This window comes from Candidatus Nitrosotenuis uzonensis (assembly GCF_000723185.1).
Classification (GTDB): domain Archaea; phylum Thermoproteota; class Nitrososphaeria; order Nitrososphaerales; family Nitrosopumilaceae; genus Nitrosotenuis; species Nitrosotenuis uzonensis.
The window spans coordinates 68,092-91,813 of the sequence record NZ_CBTY010000009.1 but is presented as its reverse complement, the minus strand read 5'-3'; the positions used below and the strand labels follow the sequence as shown (position 1 = coordinate 91,813).

Annotated in this window: 33 protein-coding genes and 2 tRNA genes; 19 read left to right on the top strand and 16 right to left on the bottom strand. The window is 40.4% G+C overall.

Annotation, left to right across the window (positions count from 1 at the left end; translation table 11 throughout):
- Positions 1-63: 63 nt before the first annotated feature.
- From pth2 to NITUZ_RS05645, 7 genes are all read left to right on the top strand, one after another.
- Positions 64-417 carry a peptidyl-tRNA hydrolase Pth2 gene (pth2, locus tag NITUZ_RS05675; RefSeq protein ID WP_048196333.1) on the top strand — a complete coding sequence of 118 codons (354 nt, stop codon included), beginning with the start codon at positions 64-66 and terminating at the stop codon, positions 415-417.
- 34 nt (positions 418-451) lie between these two features.
- The gene (locus tag NITUZ_RS05670) at positions 452-2,002 is read left to right on the top strand and encodes an NHL repeat-containing protein (protein WP_048196330.1); all 1,551 of its coding nucleotides are present in this window, start codon (positions 452-454) and stop codon (positions 2,000-2,002) included.
- Positions 1,999-3,195, top strand: a complete 1,197-nt coding sequence (gene truD, locus NITUZ_RS05665; RefSeq protein WP_048196327.1) for a tRNA pseudouridine(13) synthase TruD — start codon at positions 1,999-2,001, stop codon at positions 3,193-3,195. Before NITUZ_RS05670 ends, truD begins: the two co-directional genes overlap by 4 nt.
- A gap of 68 nt (positions 3,196-3,263) precedes the next feature.
- Complete coding sequence (locus tag NITUZ_RS05660; RefSeq protein WP_048196324.1) at positions 3,264-4,436, top strand: glycosyltransferase; 1,173 nt, start codon at positions 3,264-3,266, stop codon at positions 4,434-4,436.
- Between the two features lie 53 nt (positions 4,437-4,489).
- A complete protein-coding gene (locus NITUZ_RS05655; protein ID WP_155991401.1) occupies positions 4,490-4,750 on the top strand; it encodes a hypothetical protein in 261 nt (86 codons plus the stop codon).
- A gap of 37 nt (positions 4,751-4,787) precedes the next feature.
- Positions 4,788-6,275, top strand: coding sequence for a thioredoxin-like domain-containing protein (locus tag NITUZ_RS05650; protein WP_048196320.1), 1,488 nt, complete (start codon positions 4,788-4,790; stop codon positions 6,273-6,275).
- Between the two features lie 5 nt (positions 6,276-6,280).
- A complete protein-coding gene (locus NITUZ_RS05645) occupies positions 6,281-6,511 on the top strand; it encodes an Lrp/AsnC ligand binding domain-containing protein (RefSeq protein ID WP_048196919.1) in 231 nt (76 codons plus the stop codon).
- Here the strand turns inward: NITUZ_RS05645 and NITUZ_RS05640 are convergent.
- Positions 6,508-6,705: a hypothetical protein gene (locus tag NITUZ_RS05640; protein ID WP_048196317.1), complete on the bottom strand. Its 198-nt coding sequence runs from the start codon at positions 6,703-6,705 to the stop codon at positions 6,508-6,510. The genes NITUZ_RS05645 and NITUZ_RS05640 overlap by 4 nt on opposite strands.
- Positions 6,706-6,727: 22 nt before the next feature.
- Positions 6,728-7,147: a hypothetical protein gene (locus NITUZ_RS05635; RefSeq protein WP_048196314.1), complete on the bottom strand. Its 420-nt coding sequence runs from the start codon at positions 7,145-7,147 to the stop codon at positions 6,728-6,730.
- 128 nt (positions 7,148-7,275) lie between these two features.
- Between NITUZ_RS05635 and NITUZ_RS05630 the strand changes: the two genes are divergently transcribed.
- Both NITUZ_RS05630 and NITUZ_RS05625 read left to right on the top strand, forming a co-directional pair.
- Positions 7,276-7,845 (top strand): hypothetical protein, encoded by a 570-nt coding sequence (locus NITUZ_RS05630; protein ID WP_048196311.1) that lies wholly within the window; start codon positions 7,276-7,278, stop codon positions 7,843-7,845.
- A gap of 135 nt (positions 7,846-7,980) precedes the next feature.
- On the top strand, positions 7,981-8,670 hold the full coding sequence (locus NITUZ_RS05625) for a hypothetical protein (RefSeq protein WP_048196308.1): 690 nt from the start codon (positions 7,981-7,983) through the stop codon (positions 8,668-8,670).
- Between the two features lies 1 nt (position 8,671).
- Here NITUZ_RS05625 and NITUZ_RS05620 read toward each other — a convergent pair whose 3' ends face one another.
- The gene (locus NITUZ_RS05620) at positions 8,672-8,941 is read right to left on the bottom strand and encodes a hypothetical protein (protein WP_048196306.1); all 270 of its coding nucleotides are present in this window, start codon (positions 8,939-8,941) and stop codon (positions 8,672-8,674) included.
- A gap of 86 nt (positions 8,942-9,027) precedes the next feature.
- On the opposite strand from NITUZ_RS05620, the gene NITUZ_RS05615 reads away from it, so the two are divergent.
- A complete protein-coding gene (locus NITUZ_RS05615; protein ID WP_048196917.1) occupies positions 9,028-9,375 on the top strand; it encodes a hypothetical protein in 348 nt (115 codons plus the stop codon).
- A 107-nt stretch (positions 9,376-9,482) separates the two neighbouring features.
- Here the strand turns inward: NITUZ_RS05615 and NITUZ_RS05610 are convergent, their stop codons facing one another.
- From NITUZ_RS05610 to NITUZ_RS05605, 3 genes are all read right to left on the bottom strand, one after another.
- Positions 9,483-9,668, bottom strand: a complete 186-nt coding sequence (locus NITUZ_RS05610; protein ID WP_420887317.1) for a hypothetical protein — start codon at positions 9,666-9,668, stop codon at positions 9,483-9,485.
- Positions 9,669-9,748: 80 nt separating this feature from the next.
- Entirely contained in the window at positions 9,749-9,901 is a 153-nt protein-coding gene (locus NITUZ_RS10155; RefSeq protein WP_177309464.1) for a hypothetical protein, read from the bottom strand.
- A gap of 97 nt (positions 9,902-9,998) precedes the next feature.
- Positions 9,999-11,033, bottom strand: a complete 1,035-nt coding sequence (locus NITUZ_RS05605; RefSeq protein ID WP_048196302.1) for an alcohol dehydrogenase catalytic domain-containing protein — start codon at positions 11,031-11,033, stop codon at positions 9,999-10,001.
- Positions 11,034-11,113: 80 nt separating this feature from the next.
- Here NITUZ_RS05605 and NITUZ_RS05600 point away from each other — a divergent pair, with 80 nt between their 5' ends.
- Together NITUZ_RS05600 and NITUZ_RS05595 are read left to right on the top strand one after the other, a co-directional pair.
- Positions 11,114-11,326 (top strand): hypothetical protein, encoded by a 213-nt coding sequence (locus tag NITUZ_RS05600; RefSeq protein ID WP_048196300.1) that lies wholly within the window; start codon positions 11,114-11,116, stop codon positions 11,324-11,326.
- A 41-nt stretch (positions 11,327-11,367) separates the two neighbouring features.
- A complete protein-coding gene (locus NITUZ_RS05595; RefSeq protein WP_048196298.1) occupies positions 11,368-13,395 on the top strand; it encodes a thioredoxin domain-containing protein in 2,028 nt (675 codons plus the stop codon).
- Here the strand turns inward: NITUZ_RS05595 and NITUZ_RS05590 are convergent.
- Both NITUZ_RS05590 and NITUZ_RS05585 read right to left on the bottom strand, forming a co-directional pair.
- On the bottom strand, positions 13,387-13,710 hold the full coding sequence (locus NITUZ_RS05590; protein ID WP_048196296.1) for a hypothetical protein: 324 nt from the start codon (positions 13,708-13,710) through the stop codon (positions 13,387-13,389). The two genes, NITUZ_RS05595 and NITUZ_RS05590, sit on opposite strands and share 9 nt — an antisense overlap.
- Positions 13,711-13,739: 29 nt before the next feature.
- Positions 13,740-14,051, bottom strand: coding sequence for a hypothetical protein (locus NITUZ_RS05585; RefSeq protein ID WP_239654929.1), 312 nt, complete (start codon positions 14,049-14,051; stop codon positions 13,740-13,742).
- 33 nt (positions 14,052-14,084) lie between these two features.
- Here NITUZ_RS05585 and NITUZ_RS05580 point away from each other — a divergent pair, with 33 nt between their 5' ends.
- Positions 14,085-14,537: a hypothetical protein gene (locus tag NITUZ_RS05580; RefSeq protein ID WP_048196293.1), complete on the top strand. Its 453-nt coding sequence runs from the start codon at positions 14,085-14,087 to the stop codon at positions 14,535-14,537.
- Here NITUZ_RS05580 and NITUZ_RS05575 read toward each other — a convergent pair.
- Positions 14,534-15,022, bottom strand: a complete 489-nt coding sequence (locus tag NITUZ_RS05575) for a hypothetical protein (RefSeq protein ID WP_052370105.1) — start codon at positions 15,020-15,022, stop codon at positions 14,534-14,536. The two genes, NITUZ_RS05580 and NITUZ_RS05575, sit on opposite strands and share 4 nt — an antisense overlap.
- A gap of 95 nt (positions 15,023-15,117) precedes the next feature.
- Between NITUZ_RS05575 and NITUZ_RS05570 the strand changes: the two genes are divergently transcribed.
- Complete coding sequence (locus NITUZ_RS05570) at positions 15,118-15,933, top strand: hypothetical protein (protein WP_048196291.1); 816 nt, start codon at positions 15,118-15,120, stop codon at positions 15,931-15,933.
- A gap of 8 nt (positions 15,934-15,941) precedes the next feature.
- Here NITUZ_RS05570 and NITUZ_RS05565 read toward each other — a convergent pair whose 3' ends face one another.
- The 4 genes from NITUZ_RS05565 to NITUZ_RS05550 all read right to left on the bottom strand — a co-directional run bounded on the left by NITUZ_RS05565 (position 15,942) and on the right by NITUZ_RS05550 (position 18,184).
- Complete coding sequence (locus NITUZ_RS05565; protein WP_048196288.1) at positions 15,942-16,229, bottom strand: hypothetical protein; 288 nt, start codon at positions 16,227-16,229, stop codon at positions 15,942-15,944.
- 28 nt (positions 16,230-16,257) lie between these two features.
- Complete coding sequence (locus NITUZ_RS05560) at positions 16,258-16,494, bottom strand: Lrp/AsnC family transcriptional regulator (RefSeq protein ID WP_048196285.1); 237 nt, start codon at positions 16,492-16,494, stop codon at positions 16,258-16,260.
- A gap of 64 nt (positions 16,495-16,558) precedes the next feature.
- The gene (locus NITUZ_RS05555) at positions 16,559-18,004 is read right to left on the bottom strand and encodes a DEAD/DEAH box helicase (RefSeq protein WP_081844884.1); all 1,446 of its coding nucleotides are present in this window, start codon (positions 18,002-18,004) and stop codon (positions 16,559-16,561) included.
- Between the two features lie 106 nt (positions 18,005-18,110).
- Positions 18,111-18,184: transfer RNA gene (locus tag NITUZ_RS05550), tRNA-Thr, on the bottom strand.
- A gap of 100 nt (positions 18,185-18,284) precedes the next feature.
- Between NITUZ_RS05550 and NITUZ_RS05545 the strand changes: the two genes are divergently transcribed.
- On the top strand, positions 18,285-18,491 hold the full coding sequence (locus NITUZ_RS05545) for a hypothetical protein (RefSeq protein ID WP_048196283.1): 207 nt from the start codon (positions 18,285-18,287) through the stop codon (positions 18,489-18,491).
- On the opposite strand, the gene NITUZ_RS05540 is transcribed toward NITUZ_RS05545, so the two are convergent.
- Positions 18,471-19,037, bottom strand: coding sequence for a hypothetical protein (locus NITUZ_RS05540; RefSeq protein ID WP_048196280.1), 567 nt, complete (start codon positions 19,035-19,037; stop codon positions 18,471-18,473). The genes NITUZ_RS05545 and NITUZ_RS05540 overlap by 21 nt on opposite strands.
- A gap of 47 nt (positions 19,038-19,084) precedes the next feature.
- On the opposite strand from NITUZ_RS05540, the gene NITUZ_RS05535 reads away from it, so the two are divergent.
- Positions 19,085-19,543, top strand: a complete 459-nt coding sequence (locus NITUZ_RS05535; protein WP_244443825.1) for a peroxiredoxin — start codon at positions 19,085-19,087, stop codon at positions 19,541-19,543.
- A 48-nt stretch (positions 19,544-19,591) separates the two neighbouring features.
- Positions 19,592-20,143: a pyruvoyl-dependent arginine decarboxylase gene (locus NITUZ_RS05530; RefSeq protein WP_048196275.1), complete on the top strand. Its 552-nt coding sequence runs from the start codon at positions 19,592-19,594 to the stop codon at positions 20,141-20,143.
- On the opposite strand, the gene NITUZ_RS05525 is transcribed toward NITUZ_RS05530, so the two are convergent.
- On the bottom strand, positions 20,140-21,285 hold the full coding sequence (locus NITUZ_RS05525; protein WP_048196273.1) for a hypothetical protein: 1,146 nt from the start codon (positions 21,283-21,285) through the stop codon (positions 20,140-20,142). The two genes, NITUZ_RS05530 and NITUZ_RS05525, sit on opposite strands and share 4 nt — an antisense overlap.
- Positions 21,286-21,427: 142 nt before the next feature.
- Positions 21,428-23,194, bottom strand: a complete 1,767-nt coding sequence (locus tag NITUZ_RS05520; protein ID WP_048196272.1) for a M3 family oligoendopeptidase — start codon at positions 23,192-23,194, stop codon at positions 21,428-21,430.
- Positions 23,195-23,265: 71 nt separating this feature from the next.
- Between NITUZ_RS05520 and NITUZ_RS05515 the strand changes: the two genes are divergently transcribed.
- A tRNA-Val gene (locus NITUZ_RS05515) sits at positions 23,266-23,359 on the top strand.
- A gap of 27 nt (positions 23,360-23,386) precedes the next feature.
- Entirely contained in the window at positions 23,387-23,722 is a 336-nt protein-coding gene (locus NITUZ_RS10150; RefSeq protein ID WP_048196269.1) for a hypothetical protein, read from the top strand.

The window sequence follows — 23,722 nt, the reverse complement described above, 5'->3', positions numbered from 1 at the left end:
ATTAATTTAACTTATCACGCTAACTAGCGCAAATTTTTTCAATGGTCTTTTTGTGAGTTGTTTATGGGAGAGATAAAACAGGTAATTGTAGTTAGAACCGATCTGGGAATGGGAAAAGGCAAAATCGCAGCACAGGTAGGTCACGCCTGCGTTCTTGGCGCAGAAAATGTACGTAAATCTCACCCTGACTGGTTTTCGAAATGGTGGGGCGGTCAGGAAAAGATAGTGCTAAAAGTAAACACTGAAACTGAGCTTGAACAGATAAAGAGAACTGCAATTGATCTGAATCTTCCATGGTCTGAAGTTACAGATGCTGGTCATACCCAAATTGCACCTGGAACACTTACATGCATTTCAATTGGACCTGCTCCCGAGGATCTGGTTGATAAAATCACAAAACACCTCAAGCTGTTATAAAAAAGATATAACATGGTAGCCTTGAAAAGCACATGTGAAACAAAGGACAAAGGGAATAATAGTGGCCGCATTTTTTGCGGTAATTCTTGTTACTTCTACAGTCACACTCGCACTAAATTCCGGGCCTATGCAAAATCCAGAGGCAAAGCTTACCATAACTGGAACTCCTGAAGACCACTTTCCTGATCTACGAAGGGAACAATTCTGCCAATCAAGCGAGGCAAAATCAAACGCATATGTAACAGAATACAAAATCCCAACAAAGTGCACAATGCCGCTTGCAGTTACTGTGGATGAGGCTGGAAATGTCTGGTTCGCACAGACCACTACTGGCATGGTTGCAAAGTTTGATCCACTCTCAAAAAAGTTTACCGAGTATGAAAATCCTGAATGGACAGAAATGACAAGAACGATGGTATGGGGTATGGATTATTCTAATGGAAATGTCTGGTTCACAGATGATGCACATAATGCGATTTGGAGATTCTCAACACAGGACGGAACGTACCATCCAATAGGATTTCCACCAAGCACCGAGTCGCTTCCACAGCATCTCAAAATCAGAAATAACCACGTTGTAGTCAATGACTTTTACGGAGGCAAGATAAGCTTCTTGGACTTGAATCAGAACCGCACGTATCTTAATGTTCCATCTCCAATAGCTGGCTCGTTTACTGGAGGGTTTGATTTTGATTCGAAGGGAAGCGTATGGTACACAAACTGGATGTTAAGGCAAGGGGGGGCCCTGGTAAAGTTCGACTATGCACAGTTTTCCGGGCTTTCTACCATACCTGATAACTCTACATCACTACAGTATTCTGATGTGTTCAATCTGCCTCCAGACTTGGGCACTCCAGTAGGGCTTGCAATTGACAAGTCAGATAATGTCTGGATTGCAGATACGTCCAGCAGCTCCTTTTTTAAGTTTGATCCTGTACTACAAAAGTTCACAAAATACATGACATCTGATGCAATCCCAGAAACGTATGGCAATCGCACTGGCGTGATAAAAACACCTGTCACAGGACCCTACTGGATTCAAACGGATGGGGACAAAATAGTGTTTAATGAACAGATAGGAAACGCAATTGCAGTATTTGATACTATCACAGAGTCATTAATTGAATATCACGTGCCTTCAAAGAACCCTAACTGGGCAGATTGCGGAGGCAATAAAGACTGTGGCATTGCCCAGGTATTTGGCTTCAAGGCGGCAGGTGACAAAGTCTGGTTCACAGAATGGGTCGAAAATAACATCGGAGTTGTCGACCTGACAAAACCGCTTCCTGTGGAACTGAGCGTATCGCAAACAACGCTCAAAATACCTCGTGGCCAATCGGCCCAAGTAGAGGTAAACCTGAGCACAACCAGTAGCGCCGATGTTTCATCAAAGACATCCTCTGTGTTTGGCGATGTAACAGTTGATCTTGTGCCGCAAAGTGTAGTTGCAGGTGCAACAAAAATCATACCTGTGCTCATAACTGCTGATGAGTCTGCACTACCCGACACGTACAAAATATTGATTTCTGCAAGAACTACAGACGTGACTGTTTCGCAATATATCACAGTTATCGTGACACAGTGATACCAAAAATAGATGAAAACATTGGAATTCTAGTCTACACGACGCGATTTGAAGGTAGCAGCGGCGTAATTAAAAACAGATTCGAGGATTTTGTGGTAAGCGAGATTATATCGGAAAGAGTGAGGATATCAAGCTCGCAAAATGATGGATTTGCTGTCTACAAACTAAAAAAATACGGAATCGATACGACACACGCTCTAGAGAGAATCTACAGGGTACATGGTGCAAGACTGAAAGCACTTGGCCTAAAGGACGCATCTGCACTCACAGAACAATTCGTATGTTCTACTGGAAAAAACAAAATACTGTCAGACGTTACTGATGCAAAAATATCGCTAACTCTGATTGGCTTTGTTTCAAAACCTCTATCTGCAAAGGATATGATTGGAAATAGGTTTACCATAAAGGTCACAGGCCTGTCTGCTGACATATCTGCGTTTAATGAATACGATCGCATATTGAATTTTTATGGATATCAAAGATTCGGCTCTAAACGAGCTGTAACTCATCTTGTTGGAAAGGCGCTAGTGCAAAGACGATTTTCCGATGCACTAAGTCTTGCGCTCTCTTTCATATCTGAGTATGATGATGAAAAGAACACTGCGCTCAGAAAAATTATGTCAGACCCATCTAAATATGCAGAAGCATTGCAGCAGATTCCACCTGGGATGGACATTGAAAAAATACTACTACAAGAAATGATAGCACATCAAAATCCACAGAAGGCCTTTGCCAGATTACCTCTCTCAATGAGGAGATTCTACGTGGACGCGTATCAGTCATACCTATTCAACCTAACTCTGAGCAGCGCATACCAAAGCGGTGAAGAACTATTTGAGCCTCAAGCAGGCGATGTCTGCTATGACAAAAATTCCAACCTTGGAAGATTCGAAATGGATCCGAATCAGAAACTTGCGATTCCGATAATTGGATATTCGTATTTTAAAAAGACACGATTTGAGAGCATACTTGGTAGGATACTTGAAAATGAGGAGATCTCTGCAAAAGACTTTTACTTTAAGGAGATGCAGGAACTAAGCTCGGAAGGAGGATTCAGATCTGCCTGTATAAAATGTGCAGATTTTGCTGCCTGCGCTGACACAATAAAATTCATGCTACCTCGAGGCTCGTATGCGACGATTGTCCTGCGTGAGATCTTAAAGCCAAAAGACCCTCTTCTGGCAGGTTTTTAAAGAATTTAACTTGGGCGTGAACTGTTTTGATTACAAATTAATATCTGTATTTTCGGGCAAAATCAATTATGTTTGATGAGGTCAGCTCTGGCACAAAAGCAGCTCAGATTTCCATCATAGTTCCCACGTATAATGAATCAAAAAACATACTGCAAGTGCTAAAATCAATTGAGGAAAACCTTCCAAAGAATGCCACCGCCCAGACCATAGTGGTAGATGATAATTCCCCTGATGGAACAGGTAAGATAGTGGAAGAATATTTGCAAAGTGTAAAAAAACTCGCAAATCATACTATTGATATTATACACAGAAAGACAAAAGAAGGACTTAGCTCTGCAATACTGAAGGGAATTCAATACGCTACAGGAAATACCATAGTAGTCATGGACAGCGATCTGTCTCATCCTCCAAACCTCTTACCGAAAATGCTTGACGCGTTAAAACATACAAAATACGATATTGTCATCGCATCGCGCTATGTAAAGGGCGGTTCAATTGATGGCTGGACACTGAAAAGAAAGATAATGAGCAAAACTGCTACTTTTATTGCAAAACACGGACTGGGAGTTTCTGCAAAGGACCCGATGTCAGGATTTTTTGCATTCAGGCGCCAGGTAATTCAAGGACTCAAATTTGACGCCATAGGTTATAAGATGCTCTTGGAGATTCTGGTAAAAAAGAAGAATGCAAAAATCCTTGAGATCCCATATACGTTCACAAATCGCAAATTTGGCTCAAGCAAGCTTGACTTTAGGACTGTAACTGACTATCTTCGTGCCGTCTGGAATTTGTATCGCCATGGAAAGGCAGCAGCTCGTGAAGAAAAACGACCATCAGTGGGATTTCTCTCAAAGGCAGGAAGGTTTTACAGCATAGGTGCAATAGGGCTTGGGATAAACTATCTAATTTCGTCGCTATTTTCTGGCGTGGTAACTCATCTATGGTATATTCATGCTACAATTATAGGCATAGTTGTATCTATGACAAGCAACTTTGTTCTGAATAAGATGTGGACATTTGAGGACCGTGACTTTACACCGAAGCATACATTGATACAATATGGTAAATTCATAGGGTTCAGTTCACTAGGAGCGCTTGCACAGATAGGTATGGTTTACTTGCTTGTTGACCAATATCGTATAGACTATCCTATAGCGTTGATCACAGCAGTATTTTGTGCCGCACTTAGTAACTTTATTTTGAATAAAAAATGGACGTTCAAAGAAAAAGTTTGGAGCTAAACACGTCGATCTGATTCATAAAGATAAAATAGCTACCAAATCAACGGCTACCGATGATGGATCCGATCTTCATCATAGGCATAGTGTTTCTAGTGCTAGGTGCTGGCTTTGGCGGTTACGTGGTATTGCACAAACAGATGGTCATGGTCCCACTTGAGGAACAAGAAAAAGCTGAGCTGGAACTGATGACGTGCGATGAGATAAAGCTAAAGCACGAGCAGGGACAGTACTGGTCATTCACTAACTGGAAAATTGCAGATGCCAAGGTCAAATCATGTGCTGGAATTACTGTTCCCACTGGCGGCGGACACTGATTATTGATTTTTATTTTTGAAACTACCAAAACAATACATGTTTGAAGGTTTCTTTACCGTTACAAAGGCTCCAGAATTTCCAGACGGATTTGAATGGATAAATACAGACGAGCCACTGAGCTCTGATCGTCTTAAGGGGAACGTGGTGGTGCTGGATTTTTGGACTTATTGCTGTATCAACTGCATGCACACGCTTCCAACTCTGGCAGAATTGGAGAAAAAATACAAAGATCGGCAAGTTGTATTCATAGGCGTTCATTCTGGCAAATTCTTCGCAGAGCAAGACGCGGATAACGTCCGTAATGCCGTGCTACGTTATAACATAAGTCATCCTGTGGTAGTGGACAGAAAAATGCAGATCTGGCAAAGTTTTGGCATAAATGCATGGCCAACCATCGTGATAATTGATCCGTGTGGAACCGTAGTTTACAAGCAGGCAGGAGAGGGCAGGAAAGAGGAAATCTCCGATGTAGTTGATGTATTGTTAGAAAAACATTCCAGGAAAGGCACGCTTGCTAGGGAACTGCCCACAATTCACAGTTCTAAGAAAATACCTTCCGCTCTCCTCTCATTTCCTGGCAAACTGGCAATCTCCGATGTAGGCAAAATTGCAATCTCTGATTCAAATCATAACCGGATATTGATATCTGATCTATCTGGTAAAATAGAGCATGTTATTGGAAGTGGTCATGAGGGCCTTGTGGATGGCTCGTTTGATTTGTGCAAGTTTTTCAGGCCACAGGGTCTTGCATGGAACGATAAGATTCTATTTGTCGCAGACACAGAAAATCACGCAATACGAAAAATTGATTTTGAGACCAGAACTGTTCTTACTGTGGCAGGCACCGGTGTGCAGGGACCATGGATCTCACCAGGAGGTGATGGCACTTCAACCGCACTTAGTTCACCGTGGGATGTTGCCTGCAAAGATGACATCGTGTATGTAGCCATGGCCGGGAACCATCAGATTTGGACATATGACATACAAACAAAAATGGTATTGCCTTTCGCAGGCACGGGACAAGAGAACATAATTGACGGACCTGCAAGAGATGCACAGTTAGCGCAACCAAGTGGCGTTTTTGTACATGGGGATAAATTGTATTTTGCAGATAGCGAAGTCTCTGCAATAAGGCAGATTGATCTATGTACGAAAACAGTAAAGACGCTGGTGGGACATGGCCTGTTTGAGTTTGGACATCGCGATGGTCATATGGATGATGCATTGTTCCAACATCCGTTGGGTTTATGCGTCTTTGGTGAAACAATATTTGTAGCTGACACATACAATTCCGCAATAAGGACAATTGATCTTAAAAATAATCAAGTACTGACGCTTGTAGGAAAAACAGAGAAAAATCTATTGTGCCTGCCTGATAATCCTGAGTGTAGCATACTTCCACTTTATGAGCCAAGTGATGTAAAATACTATGGAGATAAATTGTACATCACGGACACGAACAATCATCTCATTCGTGTATTTGATTTACGTACAAACTCGCTCAATATCTTGAATCTAAAGTGATTGTGATGCAGAAAGCGTACTTGCTGCTTAGCTGTGAAATGGGAACAGAAGAATCTGTGATATCTGCCCTTAAATCCATTGATGGAATTAAGGCCGCGATTGTAACATACGGGGCATATGACATTGTAGCAGAAATTCAGACTAATACACAGAGGGAAATGGATGATGTAATATCTTTTAAGATACGGCAACTAAAGCATGTCAGAAGCTCAGTCACATTACATGCAACAGACTAGCGTCGCAAGAAAAATGCTCCTACGGTAGAAATTATTGCTCCTACAATTATCATTGCCATTCCATAATCAATCCAGTCTCTATTGTGATACATAAAAGATGATTCGGGGCCTATCTCACCCATTCCCTGGAACTGAAATATCGCTCCAAACAAGATTATAATCAATCCAATAATTATCGCTAGTTTACGGTGCATAAATCACTACATAGATACTATGTTAGCAGAACTGCTTTAGTTTTTCTAATGCAGTGCTGATGTTTTGTAAATCAATTAACGCAAATTTGTTACCTGATAACACATTTGCATAAAACTCGTCAGTATTATTCTGATGTTTTTGAATATCTGACATGTAGCATTCAAGAGCCTTTTCTATTAGTGGTATGTCTTCTTGAATTCTATCTAACAACTGTGGATTCTGTAGTGCGTTTTTTATTTTTTCCATCAGTTGTTCTACACGCGGACATGTTTTTGCCGCTTCCTGTTGAACGATCTGTACGAACATTGGTGTACTCCTCAGCTCAGGCGATCTGTCTATTGACTTGAGCCTGCGTACATAGTGCTCTAGGGCTCGTAGTATTATTTCATAACCTCCCTCATCTTTCAGAAAAATTTTCCCTATCCAAACATCCTGAGGCATTTTCTATGTTGGAATTTACACAATAAATTGTTTATTCAGATAACTTTGCTGTATATTGATAACTTGCTAAAAATATAAGATGATAATCGACCAATTAGTTTTTAACAACTTGTTGCATTAACAATGACATGAAAAATCTACTCTCTTTGATGGCCTTGGTAATTTCAGTTGTGATGGGTAGCACTGTGCTTATTGAAAGCCAGATTGGCGTAGCTGATGCTGCTAAATCAACAGGAACCAAAAACCAACCCTTCGGCAAAAACGCCCCTGTCAAAGTATGTGGTGATCAACTCTGTGCCTTGAGTCCATCTATGTCGGGCGACTCACAGACTATGGCATCAGATGCTGTCAGCTTGGAATCGATTCTAAAACAAATGGATCTGATACATAAAAAGCACCAAAACCAACTCAAAGAAAAATGGGCTACTCTTAACGCTGATGAAAAAGCACAATTTAGCAAAAAACTACAAGATATGCTGAAAAAAATGGAATCAATGAGTATGGTTGAACATATGGATAAAATGATGAAGGATGGTAAACATGACAAAGAAGGCCACGATATGAAAGGTGACCATACCAAGAAAGAAGGCCACGATATGAAAGGTGACCATACCAAGAAAGAAGGCCACGATATGAAAGGTGACCATACCAAGAAAGAAGGCCACGGTCAGATGAAAGGCGAACACAAAACGCAATGACATCTGTCGCCAAATTTTTTTAATATACTGCAATCTGTTACTTTGACTTTCTATTATACATCGTAGCAAAAATTGATTAATTGAACAAATGATTTTCCTTCATTTTCTTTAATCGGATTTCATAAATCCAATAAAATGTACAACTGGAACGCGGATCTCTCTGAGTCGCGACACTTTTCGTTCTTAAATTTGGCTTTATTTGGCGGTGCCGCATTGCTTGCGATACTGATGTTTCTGGTATTCGCTCCGCAAATACACGCAATAACAGCTGAAGCCCCATTACTGTCTGAGATCATGTATTTTCCATCAGTGGCAATAGGATTTTTGTTTGGACTAAAAATAACGGAACGAGCGGTAAAACCATCAGAGACTCGAAGTCCAATAAAAAGAGGAATAATCAAGATATTGTTGGGATTTTTTATAATAGGTGGTCTATTTAGCTCCGTTTCATTTGCATTAAACGGCGGAATTCACATGCCTGAAAAATCGGTTCTTGATGTTGGCCTTGTTGACTGGATGTCCTCATTTGTCTCAAATAATGGTGGCCTGACATTTCTGATAGTATCTAGCATATCGCTTATGGCAATAGCGACAAAACGAATCATCGGTCTTAGTGGAATAGTCAACAGTATAGTGAGCTTTGTTGGAACGTTCATTTTCTTCTCGATGATTGCTATGAGTCTAGCACATACCGAACCGTCAAACTCGCAAGTGTATCTATATGCATTTTACCATGCTGGCATAATAGGAGGTGCATTGTTTAAAATGAATCAGTTTACATCAAACCTGAATTTTTGGGAGGATTTTTCCAATGGATATAGGTAGACTAGGGCCTATTATCCATATTCATATTCTCGTCAAGACCGATGGATAAGTTCTTCCCAGATTCTGCGGATTCTTGTTTTTGCTTCATTTCTTCCAGCATCTGGTTGTATTCAAATTGTTTTTGCTTTCCTACTCTGTCTGAGTATAATACATCATCGCCAATTGCAAGATAGAGCAACGCGATTACCACCAGCGATGCTGCAACCATTATCATAGAATAACCAACAGTTCTGTAGTTATGCGGTTCTGCCATGTTATGTTCAATTTCCAAGGAAAATTCATGCCTATTAAAACCATTTGTGAACTATCGTGATCCCCAATAAAAAAGAAAAAAAGCTACCAAAACCTGAACAAATTATGACATTGCAGATACTAAGCTACGAGTTTTTGGGCCCAATACCTCTCTCAAAATGGGGTCCTCCGATGGATGAAGTGCTGTATCTTTTACTTAAAAGATCAAAGGATACCTTTGAGATATTATACGTAGGGCAATCTGGAAAAACGACTGAGGCTGATTTTTTCACGAAGAACGAGCATTTTAAATGCTGGATACAAAACGCCGGCTCTGAGTCAAACCTATACCTGTCCATTTATCCAATGTGGAACTCAGAGCCGGAAAAACGAGAAAGACTGGTAAACAAAATCGTTTCAAAATACGCGCCTATCTGCAACGAAAAAAACAAAACAGACTCCGGGGAATCTTAATCATGAATTGCCCTTGCTGCGGTGGTACTATGGAAAAGTCTGTAGATCTTGGTAATTCTATACTTGTCAGATGCAAAGAATGTGGACTTTCTGATACTGTTTTAAAATCATGATTTTTGTTTGTTCTTTACCTCAAAAAGTTGCAAAGTCAGCAGATCTAATGCTTTTTTGAGGTGCTCAAACTCATTAATGGAGTGAATATGTCCCTCTGTGAGTCTTCGTAGTATCTTTACTGTACCTTTTTGGAACTCATCCTGCGCTAGGATCTCAAGAGCATTAATCTTGGAGAGCATGTTATCTAGCTCTTTTTTTAATTCCTCTGAGGACAGATGTTCTTTCACAGTTTTATTGTTTCTTAGATACTATATGAACTTCACAAAAGCTCCTCATCAAGTTTTTCAATAGAATCAACATATTGTCTGCACGTGCATCCTGGAATGGCGCACCTACCTAGTTTCATCAGTGAACTGCTATTCATGGCCGATTCATGTATCTGTGCTACGTGATGACATCGCTTGCAGTTCATTATTGTAATTCTGCGATGCTCTTTTATCAAGCTTAGGTGAGAAGACCCTAGCTTTTAGCCATAGATAATAGTCCGACATACTTGTTCAGTAGTTCACTTAAGGAGTCAGGACTGCACGCGCTTCTATTTTTGAATATTTGAGATCTCTTAGAACATCATTTGCCTTCTCTAACGGGAATGTTTTGTAAACTATTTCAAGTTGGTTCTGTTCTGCAATTCTGACTACATCCGCCATGTCTTTTCTTGAACCAATCAGAGTGCCTCTGATTGTTTTTTCTTGCGTCACATCAAAGTTTGGTATGTTTCCAAACGTGCCTATTACGATAGTGCCGCCTTTTTTGACTGCGTTTATTGCAGTATCTGTTACAGATTCGGAAGGCGCAAAAACAATTGCCGCGTCCAAAAGTCCTTCTTCTTTTCTTACATTGGTTAGGAATTCAGTCTGATTAGGATCGTACTGGATCACATTATCTGCTCCTATTCTCTTTGCAACATCAAGATGTGATTTACTTCGTGCAAATCCTATTACTCTGCAATTAAATATTTTTGCAAACTCAACTGCTAGGTGTCCTACTCCTCCAACTCCAAATACGCCTATCTTTTTATCCGTTGACGGCTCTGCGGCAACTACAGCTTTGTACGCAGTAATTCCCGCACAAAACAACGGTGCCGCATACTCGGGCTTCATAAAATCTGGTACCGGCGTTGCAAAGTCCTCTGTTATCGTAATGTATTCTGCATACCCTCCTAACAGCGACTCACCTGTGATCTCTGCCATATCACAAAGATGCTCTTTTCCATGAACACAATAGTCACAACTCAAACATGAGCCATAAAGAGGCGAAATCCCGGCTCTTTGCCCAACTCTGAACTTAGTAACCCCACTTCCGATTTGAATTACCGTGCCTACAATTTCGTGTCCTGGAATGGTGGGTAATGCTGGCGGTATTCCGTATTTTACCCAATCCCCCTCTATACCGTGAAGTTGAGATCTGCAAACCCCGCAAGCCTCAATCCTAATCAATATCTCATTGGATTTTTTTATACCGTGCCTTTCAATCTGCCTTAGATTTAGTGGATTTTCCTCAATAGGGGACAATTTTTCAAGAATCATTGCTCGCATCAATTCCATGTGGGCTCAAAAACAACCAGCATTTTAAACTGTTTTCAAGGTTGCCAAAAAATTAAACCTAGTACATATGTTCTGCTTTCATGGATCATATCACCGATGAGGATCGCAGGCGTATTGAGCTCTTGGAGATTGTATCAAAGAATGGGTTAAGAGCACTGAATCTGAGCGAGCTTACACAGCTTCGTGTGTTGGTGGAAAAAAAGGACTATTCTTATAACAAAAAGGCCCACAAATCAAAGGCAAAGCTTCTTGCAAAGATAAATGCCGCAATATTTGATCTAGAGGAAAGATAGAAGATCAAAAATACAAATACTCTGCTACATCAAAACACACTGTGCCTGAAAATCAGCTTATCCACGAAACTAGTCCTTATCTCTTACAGCACGCACACAATCCTGTAAACTGGTACCCATGGGGAGAAGAAGCTTTGAAAAAAGCGATTACTGAAAACAAGCCAATATTTCTTAGCATAGGGTACAGTTCGTGTCATTGGTGTCATGTTATGGAACATGAATCATTTGAAAATGAAGATATTGCACAAATCATGAATGAGAATTTTGTTAGCATTAAGGTCGATCGTGAAGAGCGTCCAGATCTCGATGACATCTATCAGAAGGTATGTCAGATGGCAACAGGACAAGGTGGTTGGCCGCTTAGCGTATTTCTCACTCCAGATCAGAGGCCGTTTTACGTCGGTACGTATTTTCCGGTACTTGACAGCTATGGTAGACCTGGATTTGGAAGCATTTTGAGGCAGCTTGCACAGGCTTGGAAAGAAAAACCCTCAGATGTGAACAGAGCCGCAGAAAATTTCATGGAAACACTACAAAAGGCTGATCTTATCACCACGCCAACTAAGCTGGATAAAACACTTCTTGATGAGGCAGCAATGAATCTATTGTCTATATCTGATAGCACATATGGTGGCTTTGGCGGTGCCCCAAAATTTCCAAACGCAGCAAATCTTTCATTTCTTTTAAGATATGGCAAGATGTCAAAAATTTCAAAATTCAACGAATTTGTACTAAAAACACTGAACAGGATGGCAAAAGGAGGAATCTTTGATCAGATAGGCGGGGGGTTCCATAGATACTCCACTGATGCGAGGTGGCTCGTACCGCATTTTGAAAAAATGCTGTATGACAACGCACTTTTACCTATAGTGTATTGTGAGGCATATCAGATAACCAAGGACCCGTTTTATCTTGAGGTGATAAGGAAAACACTGGATTTTGTTTTGCGTGATATGCGCTCTGCGGAAGGTGGATTCTATTCTGCGCTTGATGCTGACTCTGAAGGTGAAGAAGGCAAATACTATGTCTGGAATAAAAAAGAGATCAAAGACGTGCTTGGAAAAGACGCAGACGTATTCTGTCTTTATTTTGATGTCACGGATGGAGGAAATTTCGAAGGCAAATCGATTCTTAATAATAATATTAATCTCTCCACAGTTGCCTTTCAGTTTGGAATAACGCCAGATGAAGTACGCCGTATTGTATCTGAGGCAGAGAGAAAACTTCTTACATTAAGATCAAACCGCATAAGACCTGGTCTTGACGATAAAATACTCACATCATGGAATGCGTTAATGGTATCTGCGCTTGTAAAGGGATACAGAGTGACTGATGACATCACGTATTTTGACGCTGCCACAAAATGTGTAAACTTTGTTGAACAAAATATGCTCTCAGATGGTCTGTTGTTGCGTACCTACAAAAATGGCCGCGCCAAAATCCGTGGCTATCTTGAAGATTATGCATACTTAATCAATTCATTAATAGATGTTTTTGAGGTAAATCCGGAAATAAAATATCTTGATACCGCGCAAAGCTTGGCAGAATATCTTGTGAAACATTTCTGGGATGCAGAACATGGAAGCTTTTATTTTACTGCAGACAATCATGAGCGCCTGATAATAAGGCCAAAAAACAATTATGATCTTTCCATGCCATCTGGAAATTCGGTTGCCGCAGGTGCCATGCTAAGATTGTATCACCTGACACAGAAAAAAGAGTTTCTTGATATTGCCATTAAAATTATGGAGTCGTTTGGAACCATGGCTGCAGAAAATCCATTCGGCTTTGGGTATCTTCTAAACGTTCTCTATGCATATTTGCAAGGGCCTACCGAAATAACCGTTCTTGGAACATCTGATAAACAGATCTATGCTTATCTCACAAAGAGCTTTCTACCAGAATCGATTCTAGTTGTGATAAATACTGCCAGTCAGCTTACCCATCTCTCAAAATATCCATTCTTTGCAGGAAAGCAATTTTCTGACAAGACTGCCGTGTTTGTGTGTAAAAATTTTAGCTGCTCATTGCCGCTTTCAAGCATTTCAGAAATCGAGCAGTTACTTTGATTTGAATATGTTTACTTCTAATATCTCTCCAACTTGAGGCCTGCCCATCCGTTCATATCTTGTTCTGGGCATGGTAATAGATATCGTGGTTTGCTCATAACTTTTGATCTTGATTGTTGGTTGAGCTTGTAGTATTGCTTCAAGCAACGGCTGTACTTGTTCTCTTAATTCAGGATCGAGTTTTTTTGCAACCGAATCTAATATCATCTGTTTTTGTGAGATGGGTTCAGTCTGCACATCTTCTGCCATAGATATCTGTACAATCTGACCGTTATCTACTATTTGCTGAATTTTGTAGCGAGTGATGTCTGACATAAGGCAATTCTATTAGATGTGAATTTATTTCATTCTGGAGACTGGGGTTTGTTTATTGCGTCTTTTATGGCCGCGGATCTTTCCTTTAGTATTTGGTGGAACTCCTGTAGATCCTCAAGCTCGACGGTTCTATTTTCATTTTCATATGCTCTCAGAAATGCAGAATAAATGCATCCTGCAATTACCCCAAAGGCGGCATCTGATACTGATTCTACCTCGGGAGAATATGTCTGGGCAATTTGTCTGTATGATGGCGCTTCTGAGACATAATAATCGATCAGGCCTTCTAAAAATTCGCGCGTGCCCTTTGTGATTGACAACCTGTTTTCTTGTATTTTCATGATTTATAATAGTTGACACAAATCTTTCATTGCATGTGGAAGCTGGATCTTGACGAGGATTATTTCAGAGTTTTTGATAAAAATCATCAGATAGCGGGATACTTTGTGCCTGATTATGGTACCATAGTGCCAGAAGAAAAAGCAATGGAGGTAATAGAACAAATGCACAAAAAGCATGAGAGTGTGCCGGGAGGCTATCTTACCGTTCCAATGGTAAAATTTGGTGTGTTTGGCTCAGATGAAGAGATGGATGTATTGTATCTTCACAGTCAAATTGAAAGTGTATTACAGCGTGTAGATGCGTGGAAAGACTTTCTATTAGAAAACCAAATGCAGCATGGAATACGAGTAGCTCACACCGACCAAGACATGCTCAGTCTTACATTTCCTATAAAATTCAAAGAATCAATACCTCTTGAAAAAAGCCGTATTCTTGATGCAATATCTCCTACGCTAGATCTTCTTCAACAAAAAGGGCTTCTCTAGCCTGTTCCGCGTGCTTTCTCATAAGATGCAAGAGCTGCCATCTCACTCTCAAACGATTCTTGCAAGAGAAGATCTGAGCGAATCTTATTGGATTCATCGCCGTTCCGTATCCATTCTACTAAGAATTGATCACTTTCGATCTGCTTTTGTGTTGACATCTTGAAGAGTTTGACCGAAGACGAAAATGATTCTGGAGGCATCAATTCGTCATATTTTGCCATGATCTGATTCATTTTTTCAAAATGTTCGTCTGCAAATCTGAGAAATTCTTCTGTCGTTATATCTTTCTCATCTAGCATGATTTTTTTTGAATAAAACTCGTTTTGGGTTTGCTTTAGCTGATCCTGTATTGCCTGCAGCTGATTCCCAAAGCTAAATCCTCTTGCTTTTGCTTGATCGGCTGAATAAACAAAGAATGACGCAAGCGCAATCACGACTATGCCTATTCCTATTGCTGCATACGTAGATTTCCTACCTGATTTCAAATTGTTTGATCTTTTTTGTGATGTTTGATATTAACTTAGACGCATGAATAGTATGCATGCTTAAATCTTAATAGTTGTAAAATGAACAAGAAATTATGAATATGGTATTGCCTGCAGCAGCATTTTCCATACTGATTGTAATGGTGCCTGGCATATCGTACTCAGAGACATTGAACTACCAGATGCATGGATGGGGATATAGAGTTCTAAGTGATTCCATTACGGACACTTCGATTCGCCTTGATCTAAATAAAGAAACTGCTAGCAACAAAGCGGTGTTTGAGCAGGGCCATCTCTCAATTGGAGGTAGCGCACAACAAATCAACAAACTAGATGCATTATTTCTCCAAAATGAAAGAATGCTCCGATTATCAGGTGTTATGTCTGATGGAACAATGCTAGCTGCAACTGGACGATTGCTTGCAATTAACGAATATGGGGCAGTGTATGATTTACGCGGAAATGTTGTGAAAAATGGCGTCATGGAAAAAATATTTCTTTATGTAACGCTGCAGCAAATAGAAAATACAACTGAAAAGTCTGAATATACTGTAAGCGAGGATTCGAAGCAGGATTCGATATTTCTTGTCAAGCATAGTGATGTGGTAGAGTGGAAATCAAAATACGAATTCACTGCAAGAGTGTTTGATCCTCTGACTAATCTTGGTTCAAATTTCTATCATCCATTTGGATTTTTCAGGGGAGTTCACATTTCTGCTACAATAACAAACCCTGCTGGAAACGTAATAAACACCATTAATGGAACCACTGATGATGCTGGTTATTTTGTAGGCTCAATGATAATTCCTGATAATTCGATGCGAGGAATGTACAGATTAGACGCACAAATAACAGACGATGCGTTCAAAACAAAATCAGTACAACTGTTCTTTGAAGTAATCCCTGTCTAGTTCTGGAATTAGTCTATGTAATTTCCTTGTTCGTCTGCCTTTAACTCGATCTGCATTACTAGGCCCGAAATGAACGATTCGTTTCTTATGGTTCTGACCCTTGCAATGTCAAGATGGTAAGGCCATATCTCTACTACAATCTCTCCTACCTGAACGTTATCGGGGGCGTCTGTAATCTTGATGTCTTCTTTCTTAATTCCGTAATCTTGCAGTTTTTTCAAACAGTGTTGGACCAGCGGCTCTGGATTGTTGTGGTTTATTGCCCAGACTGTGCCGGTATACTCTATTTTCTCCAATTTTTTTACCTGTAAAATAGGGCTATATCTATGCTGAGGCCAACACCTTAAGTGTCATAGTGCTCATGACTCGTGAGAGCCGCCTTATCTTGTTTGAAACCGTCTTGTCAAACTCCTCAGCTGATTTTGCATGAATTTCTATTATGATGTCATAGGCACCAAAAGTAAGATAGCAGTTTTTCACTTCGGGAATCTGCTTTATCTCGTCTAGCAAATATTCTTCTGCTCCAAGATCACAATTTAATAAAACAAAACCGATTTCCATTAATCTTAGTTATATTGAACTGTTAAAAAGATTTATTCTATATTTACCGAAAATGCGTTCTGGCTTACCAGCGTCTCCTTTGGGATGGCTTTCTTGATACGTGGTGCATAGTTCGCCTGCTCTCAGAGCTTGATTCTCTTGAATTATCCCTTCTACTGAAATCTCTTTCTTCGGTTCTGCGGTAAGTGTTATTTCTTTCTTCACGTCTTCCAAATCCGCCTCTTCCGCCTTCACGTCTTCCAAAACCTCCTCTTTCTTCACGTCTTCCAAATCCGCCTCTTCCGCCTTCACGTCTTCCAAAACCTCCTCTTTCTTCACGTCTTCCAAATCCACCACCTCTGCCAAAAGTTCGTCTTTGTCCCACTTCACGTTTTAGTGGGTCTGGTATATTGACTGGTATTCCGAGTTTTTCGTTAAGGTCTATCATGTCTACCTTGATCTGCTGCTTTATCAAATTAAAATCGCCAATCGATGAATATGATACCAGTGTTACTGCACGACCTTTTGCGCCAGCTCTTGCAGTTCTTCCAATTCTGTGAAAGTATACCATTTCTTGATTTGGGACATCGTAATTTACTACTAGTGCTACTTGTGGAACATCTATTCCTCTTGCAGCCACGTCTGTTGCTACCAGTATGTCTGCCTGACCTCTTCTGAACTGTGACATTGATGATTCTCTTCTGTGCTGTGACATATCTCCTTCAATTGCGACCGCGTTAAACCCGCTTTGTCTGAGCGAGCGTGCTACTTCTCTGGTCCTATTTTTTGTTGAGCAAAACACTACTGTTTGTCTTTTTTTATTCTCTTGTATTAACTGAATAAGATACTGCATCTTTTCTCTATCTTTAATCACTAGATATGCTTGCTCTATTCCTTCTCCACTCAGGTCATCTGCATCCAGTAGGAATTGTTTTGGATTGTTAAGATAATCCTCTGCCAGCCTTAGTATCTCTGGAGGCATAGTGGCAGAAAACAATGACATAACTTTGGTCACTGGAGTTAACTCCAAGATAAATCTGATATCGTCAATAAATCCCATATCCAGCATTGTATCTGCCTCATCGAGCACAACGTACTTTACTTCATTAAGTTGGATTGAACCCTGCTTGAGATGATCAATTAATCTGCCTGGCGTTGCAACGACTATCTCTACTCCGTGCCGTAATGCCTGAAGCTGAATTCCCATTCCTTGTCCTCCGTATATTGCTACTGTTTTTACTCCTGTGTATTTTGCGAATTTTTTAATTTCTGTTGTAATTTGTACTGCAAGCTCCCTGGTTGGCGCTATGATTAGACCCTGTATGGTCTTGTTCGGTTCTATGTTTTGCAACATTGAAATAGAATAAGCTGCTGTCTTACCAGTTCCTGTGTGGGCCTGTCCGATTACATCCCTTCCTGAAAGCAGAACCGGTATGGTTGCTTCTTGAATAGGGAATGGTGCTTCAAATCCTATTTCCTTTAGTCCATCTATGATGGATTTTTTTATTCCTAATTGTTCAAATGTTGTCAATTTATTTCCTAAGCAATGACAGAGAAAAGCTCATTGCTTGTTTTCCGTCATTATAGCCTAATACTGGTAACGCTTCAGCTCTACTAATAAACTAATAGAAATCAAAAGCCAATAGAGGGATTTGGACCCTCGACCCTCTGATTACAAGTCAGATGCTCTGCCAGGCTGAGCTATATTGGCACGATTTTGTAAGAAAAACAAACCGTTTAAAATGTTATCAAAAATTTGACACTCTTATGACCGATTAATGTTTAATAGGCTGGCAACTCAAGTCCGGTAAATGAGGTACATCCCGCCAAAGAAACTCAAAGTGCTGATGATCTTGTTCTTTGGGACTGGGATCTGGGGCATTGTAGCTGGCTTGTTCGTCATAAAACCATCAATCTTTTTCATCGTCGTCTTTGGTGTAATCAATTTATGTCTTGGAGCGTTTTGCGGCTACAAACTACTAATGCAAGAACCCCCTTCAGATAAGGGTAAAAAGTAAAGCCGCTACCACCATTATGTTGGTAGCAAAATGCATAGCGTATGCATTTTCAAGACCATTCCTGTCATAGATGTATTTGAAGACAAATCCTATTGGAATTAACATGATTGCCATATGGATCTTGATTCCCATTGCAATATGAGCTGCAGCCCAGATCAAAACTCTCTTCTTTGACTTTCTAAAGTAAAACTCTTCTGCGTGGTTTATGTGGATGAACATATAGATCAAAAGCGGTATGAATGGAACCACGCCCCAAAGACCATTCATGGCAAATGGGCCAAAGGCAATGTTGTATCCAAGCCAACTCCAGTTAAGGATTGGAAGGTTCTCAGCATGTGGATATACTAGTAGTAGATAAGCTACCATTATACCAAAGGCTGCAGGTGCATATATGATGGAGCGTATTCCCTTCCTGAGATCTAGAATTCTGCGTTTTGTCTCTTTGATTAATATTAATGATGTTGCAACTGTGAAAATATAGTATCCGATCATAAATCCTTCTGATTTGAAGATATTCTCAAACGTCAGCGGAAGAGATGATTCCATACGATGCATCACCTCTCCTTAAATAATAAGATGTGTGTATGATGCGTATGAATGTAGGTGATATAGCTCCTGATTTTGAACTACCGGCAAGTGATGATTCAACAGTACGGCTGTCATCATTTAAGGGTACAAAAAATGTAGTACTCTGTTTTTATCCGAAGAACCATTTGTTTATGTGCCCTTCAAAAAAAGTATTCAAGATGGCCCAGAGCGTAATTAAGGCCTACCCTGAAATCCTAAATGCTGATTCGGTTCTATTTGCTATTTCAGTAGACACAGTAGATGATCAGAAAAAATTCATCCAAGAATACCGGATCCCATATCTGCATCTTTCGGATACTTCAAAAGAAGTATGCAAACAATACGCAGGACTTAACATTGCTGGCCTTGCTAGGCGTACTACATTTATCATAGACAAGAATGGAGTAATACGTAAAATATTCACAAATATTGACGTTGAAAAACACGGGCAAGAGATTGCCAAATCGCTTGCGGAAATCTCGTAACCTGTGAACACGAAGTATAAATAATAATGATAATTCTCAAAAAACAATTTGCTAGACCTAGTTGCAAAAAAACTGTTCCTTACAAAAGGTAAGGGTGTTCACGAAGACCGACTTACAAGCTTTGAATACGCATTAAGGGATGCTGGAATTGCAGGAACCAATATCGTCCTAATATCTAGTATTTTCCCACCTGGCGCAAAGCTCGTACCGCGCTCAGAAGGATTAAAACTCATCAAACCAGGGCAGGTATTATTTACGATTTATTCTAGAAACCAGACAAACGAGCCGCACCGACTCATATCTGCATCTGTAGGTATTGCCCAGCCGTCTGATCCAAAACGCTATGGGTACCTTTCTGAATACGAAGCATTTGGCCAAAACGAAAAGCAGGCAGGTGATTACGCCGAAGACATAGCAGCCCAAATGCTTGCATCATCACTGGGAATAAAATTTGACCTTAACAAAAGCTGGGATGAAAAAAGACAGCAATGGAAAATTTCTGGTCAGATATACAAGTCGATGAACATAACCCAGACAGCGGTGGGTGACACAAAGGGAAGATGGACTACTGTTTTTGCAGCAGCAGTGCTGGTCCTCTAATGCTTGTTTCTCATTCCTCTAAGATAAAATAATACAGCTACAGCAGCTGCAACGCCTATTCCAATTATGATGTAAGTCTCCTCTATTCCAAGCTTAGTTGGAATTTGCATCTTTGGTTCATCAAATGTGATCAAAAGATCTTCTCTTCCTGCAGATGTAGTGGTTCCAAATAGATAGATTGCTTCTATTCTTTTCTCAGAATCTGTGTTGACAAACCAGCCCGCGCTTGAAAGGTCTGCTGGTATGGTTTGGTTATTTTTGACTGTTGATTTTATTATGCTACGTGCGTGTATGTCAATTCCGTCATCTTGCGGCAAAATAACTACTTGCACAAGTGAATTTAATGGAAAGAACCCAACTGAATAGTACCCTGACCTCTTAATCTGGTCTACTCTGAGATACTGTAGTGGGTCAACTTGCTTTAATCCTCTTGCCACATGTGGATATTTTTCTGCAACCTTTAACTGCATAACTGAAATATCGCCTTTTGGTAAAATACTGAACGTCATTCTAGAATTGTCGCTTTTTGAGAGCTCTGTGGCAACATCATAAAAACCGCCAAAGCCGCGTATTTGTTTTGGAATCAGTGATGCTGAGATTCGATTGAACATAAAATCCGTACTCTGCATGGGGGCTGTATACACGGCTGATACCGTACCCGTCCCTGAAACATCTCCGGTCGTTTCAAGCGCTTGATTGGTAACGTCCCCATAATGGATAAACACAGAGTGGAATTTTGTCTCAAGAGAAAACGCTTTGTTAATTTCCGTTATTAGCGAGTTTCCGATCTCCTTTGCGCGCTCTTGCGTTGCTCTGATTCCTCCCTCGCCTTGTATGCGTTTTGTGTTTATGAGGATACATATCTGCTCTTGTACTCCTAGAACACACTGATCCTCGTTTGTGATTATAACTGCTACAATGTCTGTGTTGTTTCTTATCTTGGCGTCAAGCTCAGCGGGGATTTGGAATTCCTGTATGCTGGTAGTTTGTAATGAGACAGAGGCAGTCACATTATTTGATAGTCTTTGGTCTACAAAGATGGTGGCAACCTCATGAAACGTTGCAAGACGCGGCTCTTGCGCAAGCGCTTCTGCACCAAAAAAACTGCTGATTACAAAAAGTACGATAAAAATTTTAAACACATTTCACAAGCACCTGGTTTTTACTATTAATCTTGCGTTGTACTCAAGGTTTAAATCCAAATGATGATTTGGAAACACAGACATCGAATTCAAACCGAAGGGGAACACGCTGGCAGCCAGTGCGTAAGGCTGCCAGCCCCATTTAGTTTAGTAAAGTTAACTCTTTTACCTGGGATCTTATGTAATCAAATCCGTCCTGCCAGAATCTCTTATCCCTGATGTTTATTCCGTACTGGTCAAGAAGGATTTCTGGCTTTTGAGAGCCGCCTGCTGCCAAAATCTCGATATATGGTTTCTCAAAAGAGATGCCCTCTTTCTTGTATCTTTGATACAGTGAAAGTGATAACAGATTGCCAAAAGAATAGGCATAACAGTAAAACGGCGTATGAAAAAAATGAGGTATGCAACTCCACTCTATGGCAAAATCCTCGCTTAATTCTACTGAATTTGAGAATTGGGACTTGAGATTTTCAGAGTATTTTTTTGATAACTCATCAACCGTGGTGCCTTTTGCAATTTGATCATGCGCATCTATTTCGAATAGTGTGAAGAATGCCTGACGCATTACGGTTGCGTAAAGGTCATCGATTTTTTCTGAGAGTATGAGGCGCCTTTCATCATTACTCATCTGGTTTGATATGTTATCGTATAGCAAAAGCTCTGAGAACGTCGATGCTGTTTCGGCAAGCGGCAACGGTGCCTCTGATACTAGGATTGACTGTTTTGATGCCGCTACACTGTGCACTGCGTGCCCGAGCTCATGAGCAAGGGTAAAGACATCCCTGGACTTGCCGGTATAGTTTACAAGGACATATGGTGTAATGTTTGGAGATACCGTACTGCAAAATGCGCCGTCTCTTTTCCCTTTTCTTATTTCTGCATCTATGTGATTTTCTGCGAATACTCGTTTTGCATAATCTGATAATATGGGACTAAATTTGGCAAGTGATTCAAGAACGAGTTTTGTGGCCTTTTCATAGGTATAGTTTCGCTCTTTAATTTTTTTCAGATTTGGGGCGTACAAGTCATATCTTCTGAGTTTTTTCATTCCAAGTGATTTTGCCTTGTATGAGAAAAAATCATAGAATACATGCGCATTTTCTTTACATACTTCAAGAAGACTTTCGACCGTCTTGTTATCAACATCATTTCCTATGTTTCTAATCGATATTGGTGAAGAATATCCTCGAATTTCAACCCCTTCGTCTTTCCAGTTGAGTACAAGATTCTGATAGATCTCGCCAAGAACACCTTTGTTTTGTTGGTATTTTGTAAGAAGTGTCTTGTAAGCCATCTCACGTATTTTTGGATTTGTATCTCTGACAAGTACTGTGAGTTGCTCACGCGTCATGGTTTTCTTTTTGCCATTTAGCGTAATGTTGTACTCAAAAGCATTTGTTATCTTGTCATAAATCTTGACAAGCGCGGTAGGGCCTGTAACATCCAGCGTGTTGATTATTCTCTCTTCTGGCTCAGATAATGTGTATTTTGCTAACCGCCGTTTGTGTCTGAGGTATTCGCCAAGTGTGCCTGCATTATTGATGAGCCGCTGTGCGTTTTTTTCATCTATTTTGCGCTTCCACCATAGATCGAAAAAAAGCATCTTATTTTCGATTTCAGAGCCAAGCTTTGCCACTCTTGTTACAAGTGAGGTTGCTTCATCTGATTGGGTATCTGCAGAATAAAGGAGCGATGCATACCCTCCTATAATACTGGCGTTTTCTGATATTAGTTCTATGCTTTTTAGTATTTTGAGAAATTCTGATGATGGAATGCTTGGTTTGAGATTATCTTTTTGGTCCTCAAAGCGTTTTACCATTTCTTGAAGATTTGCTATCTGCCTTGCAAATTCTGGACTCTTGTGATCCTTTACCAGCTGCCTTAGATCCCATTTACCCTGCCTGTACATCTAGAATCTGTTTTGCCTACTCCTGTATATGATTTCTAACGCCTAAATAACGCCTGATTTTCTGATTATATGGACCGATTGTCTAGTTGGTTAGGATGACGCACTCACACTGCGTAAGGATGTACAATCCCGCAAGGGTCATGGGTTCGAATCCCATTCGGTCCAACTCCATCTGATAACACATACTATGTGTTGAAATCAGAGGATCTGAATCTTGACAAGACTTGGGTTCTTTCTCTCAACACCGGCCATTCTTGCAACAAAGCCAGTAGCTCTTCATCGGCATATCTGCTACAAGTAGGATATGAAACTCCTGACGGAAATGGACTTACCTTTGAAACAAATGACTATACAGGCTTGCAATTCGCAAGAGCCCCCAACACATGGGCTTTTTGGAATTCAGCAGACGGATTCAATGGAAAAACACTTCGACCAAACGACGGAACGTACTTTGTGACATTTTGTGGCGGCGCTGCAGAACAATTCTGGCACAGCAAACACGGTCAAGGAACGCCGGTGAGTTGTTGA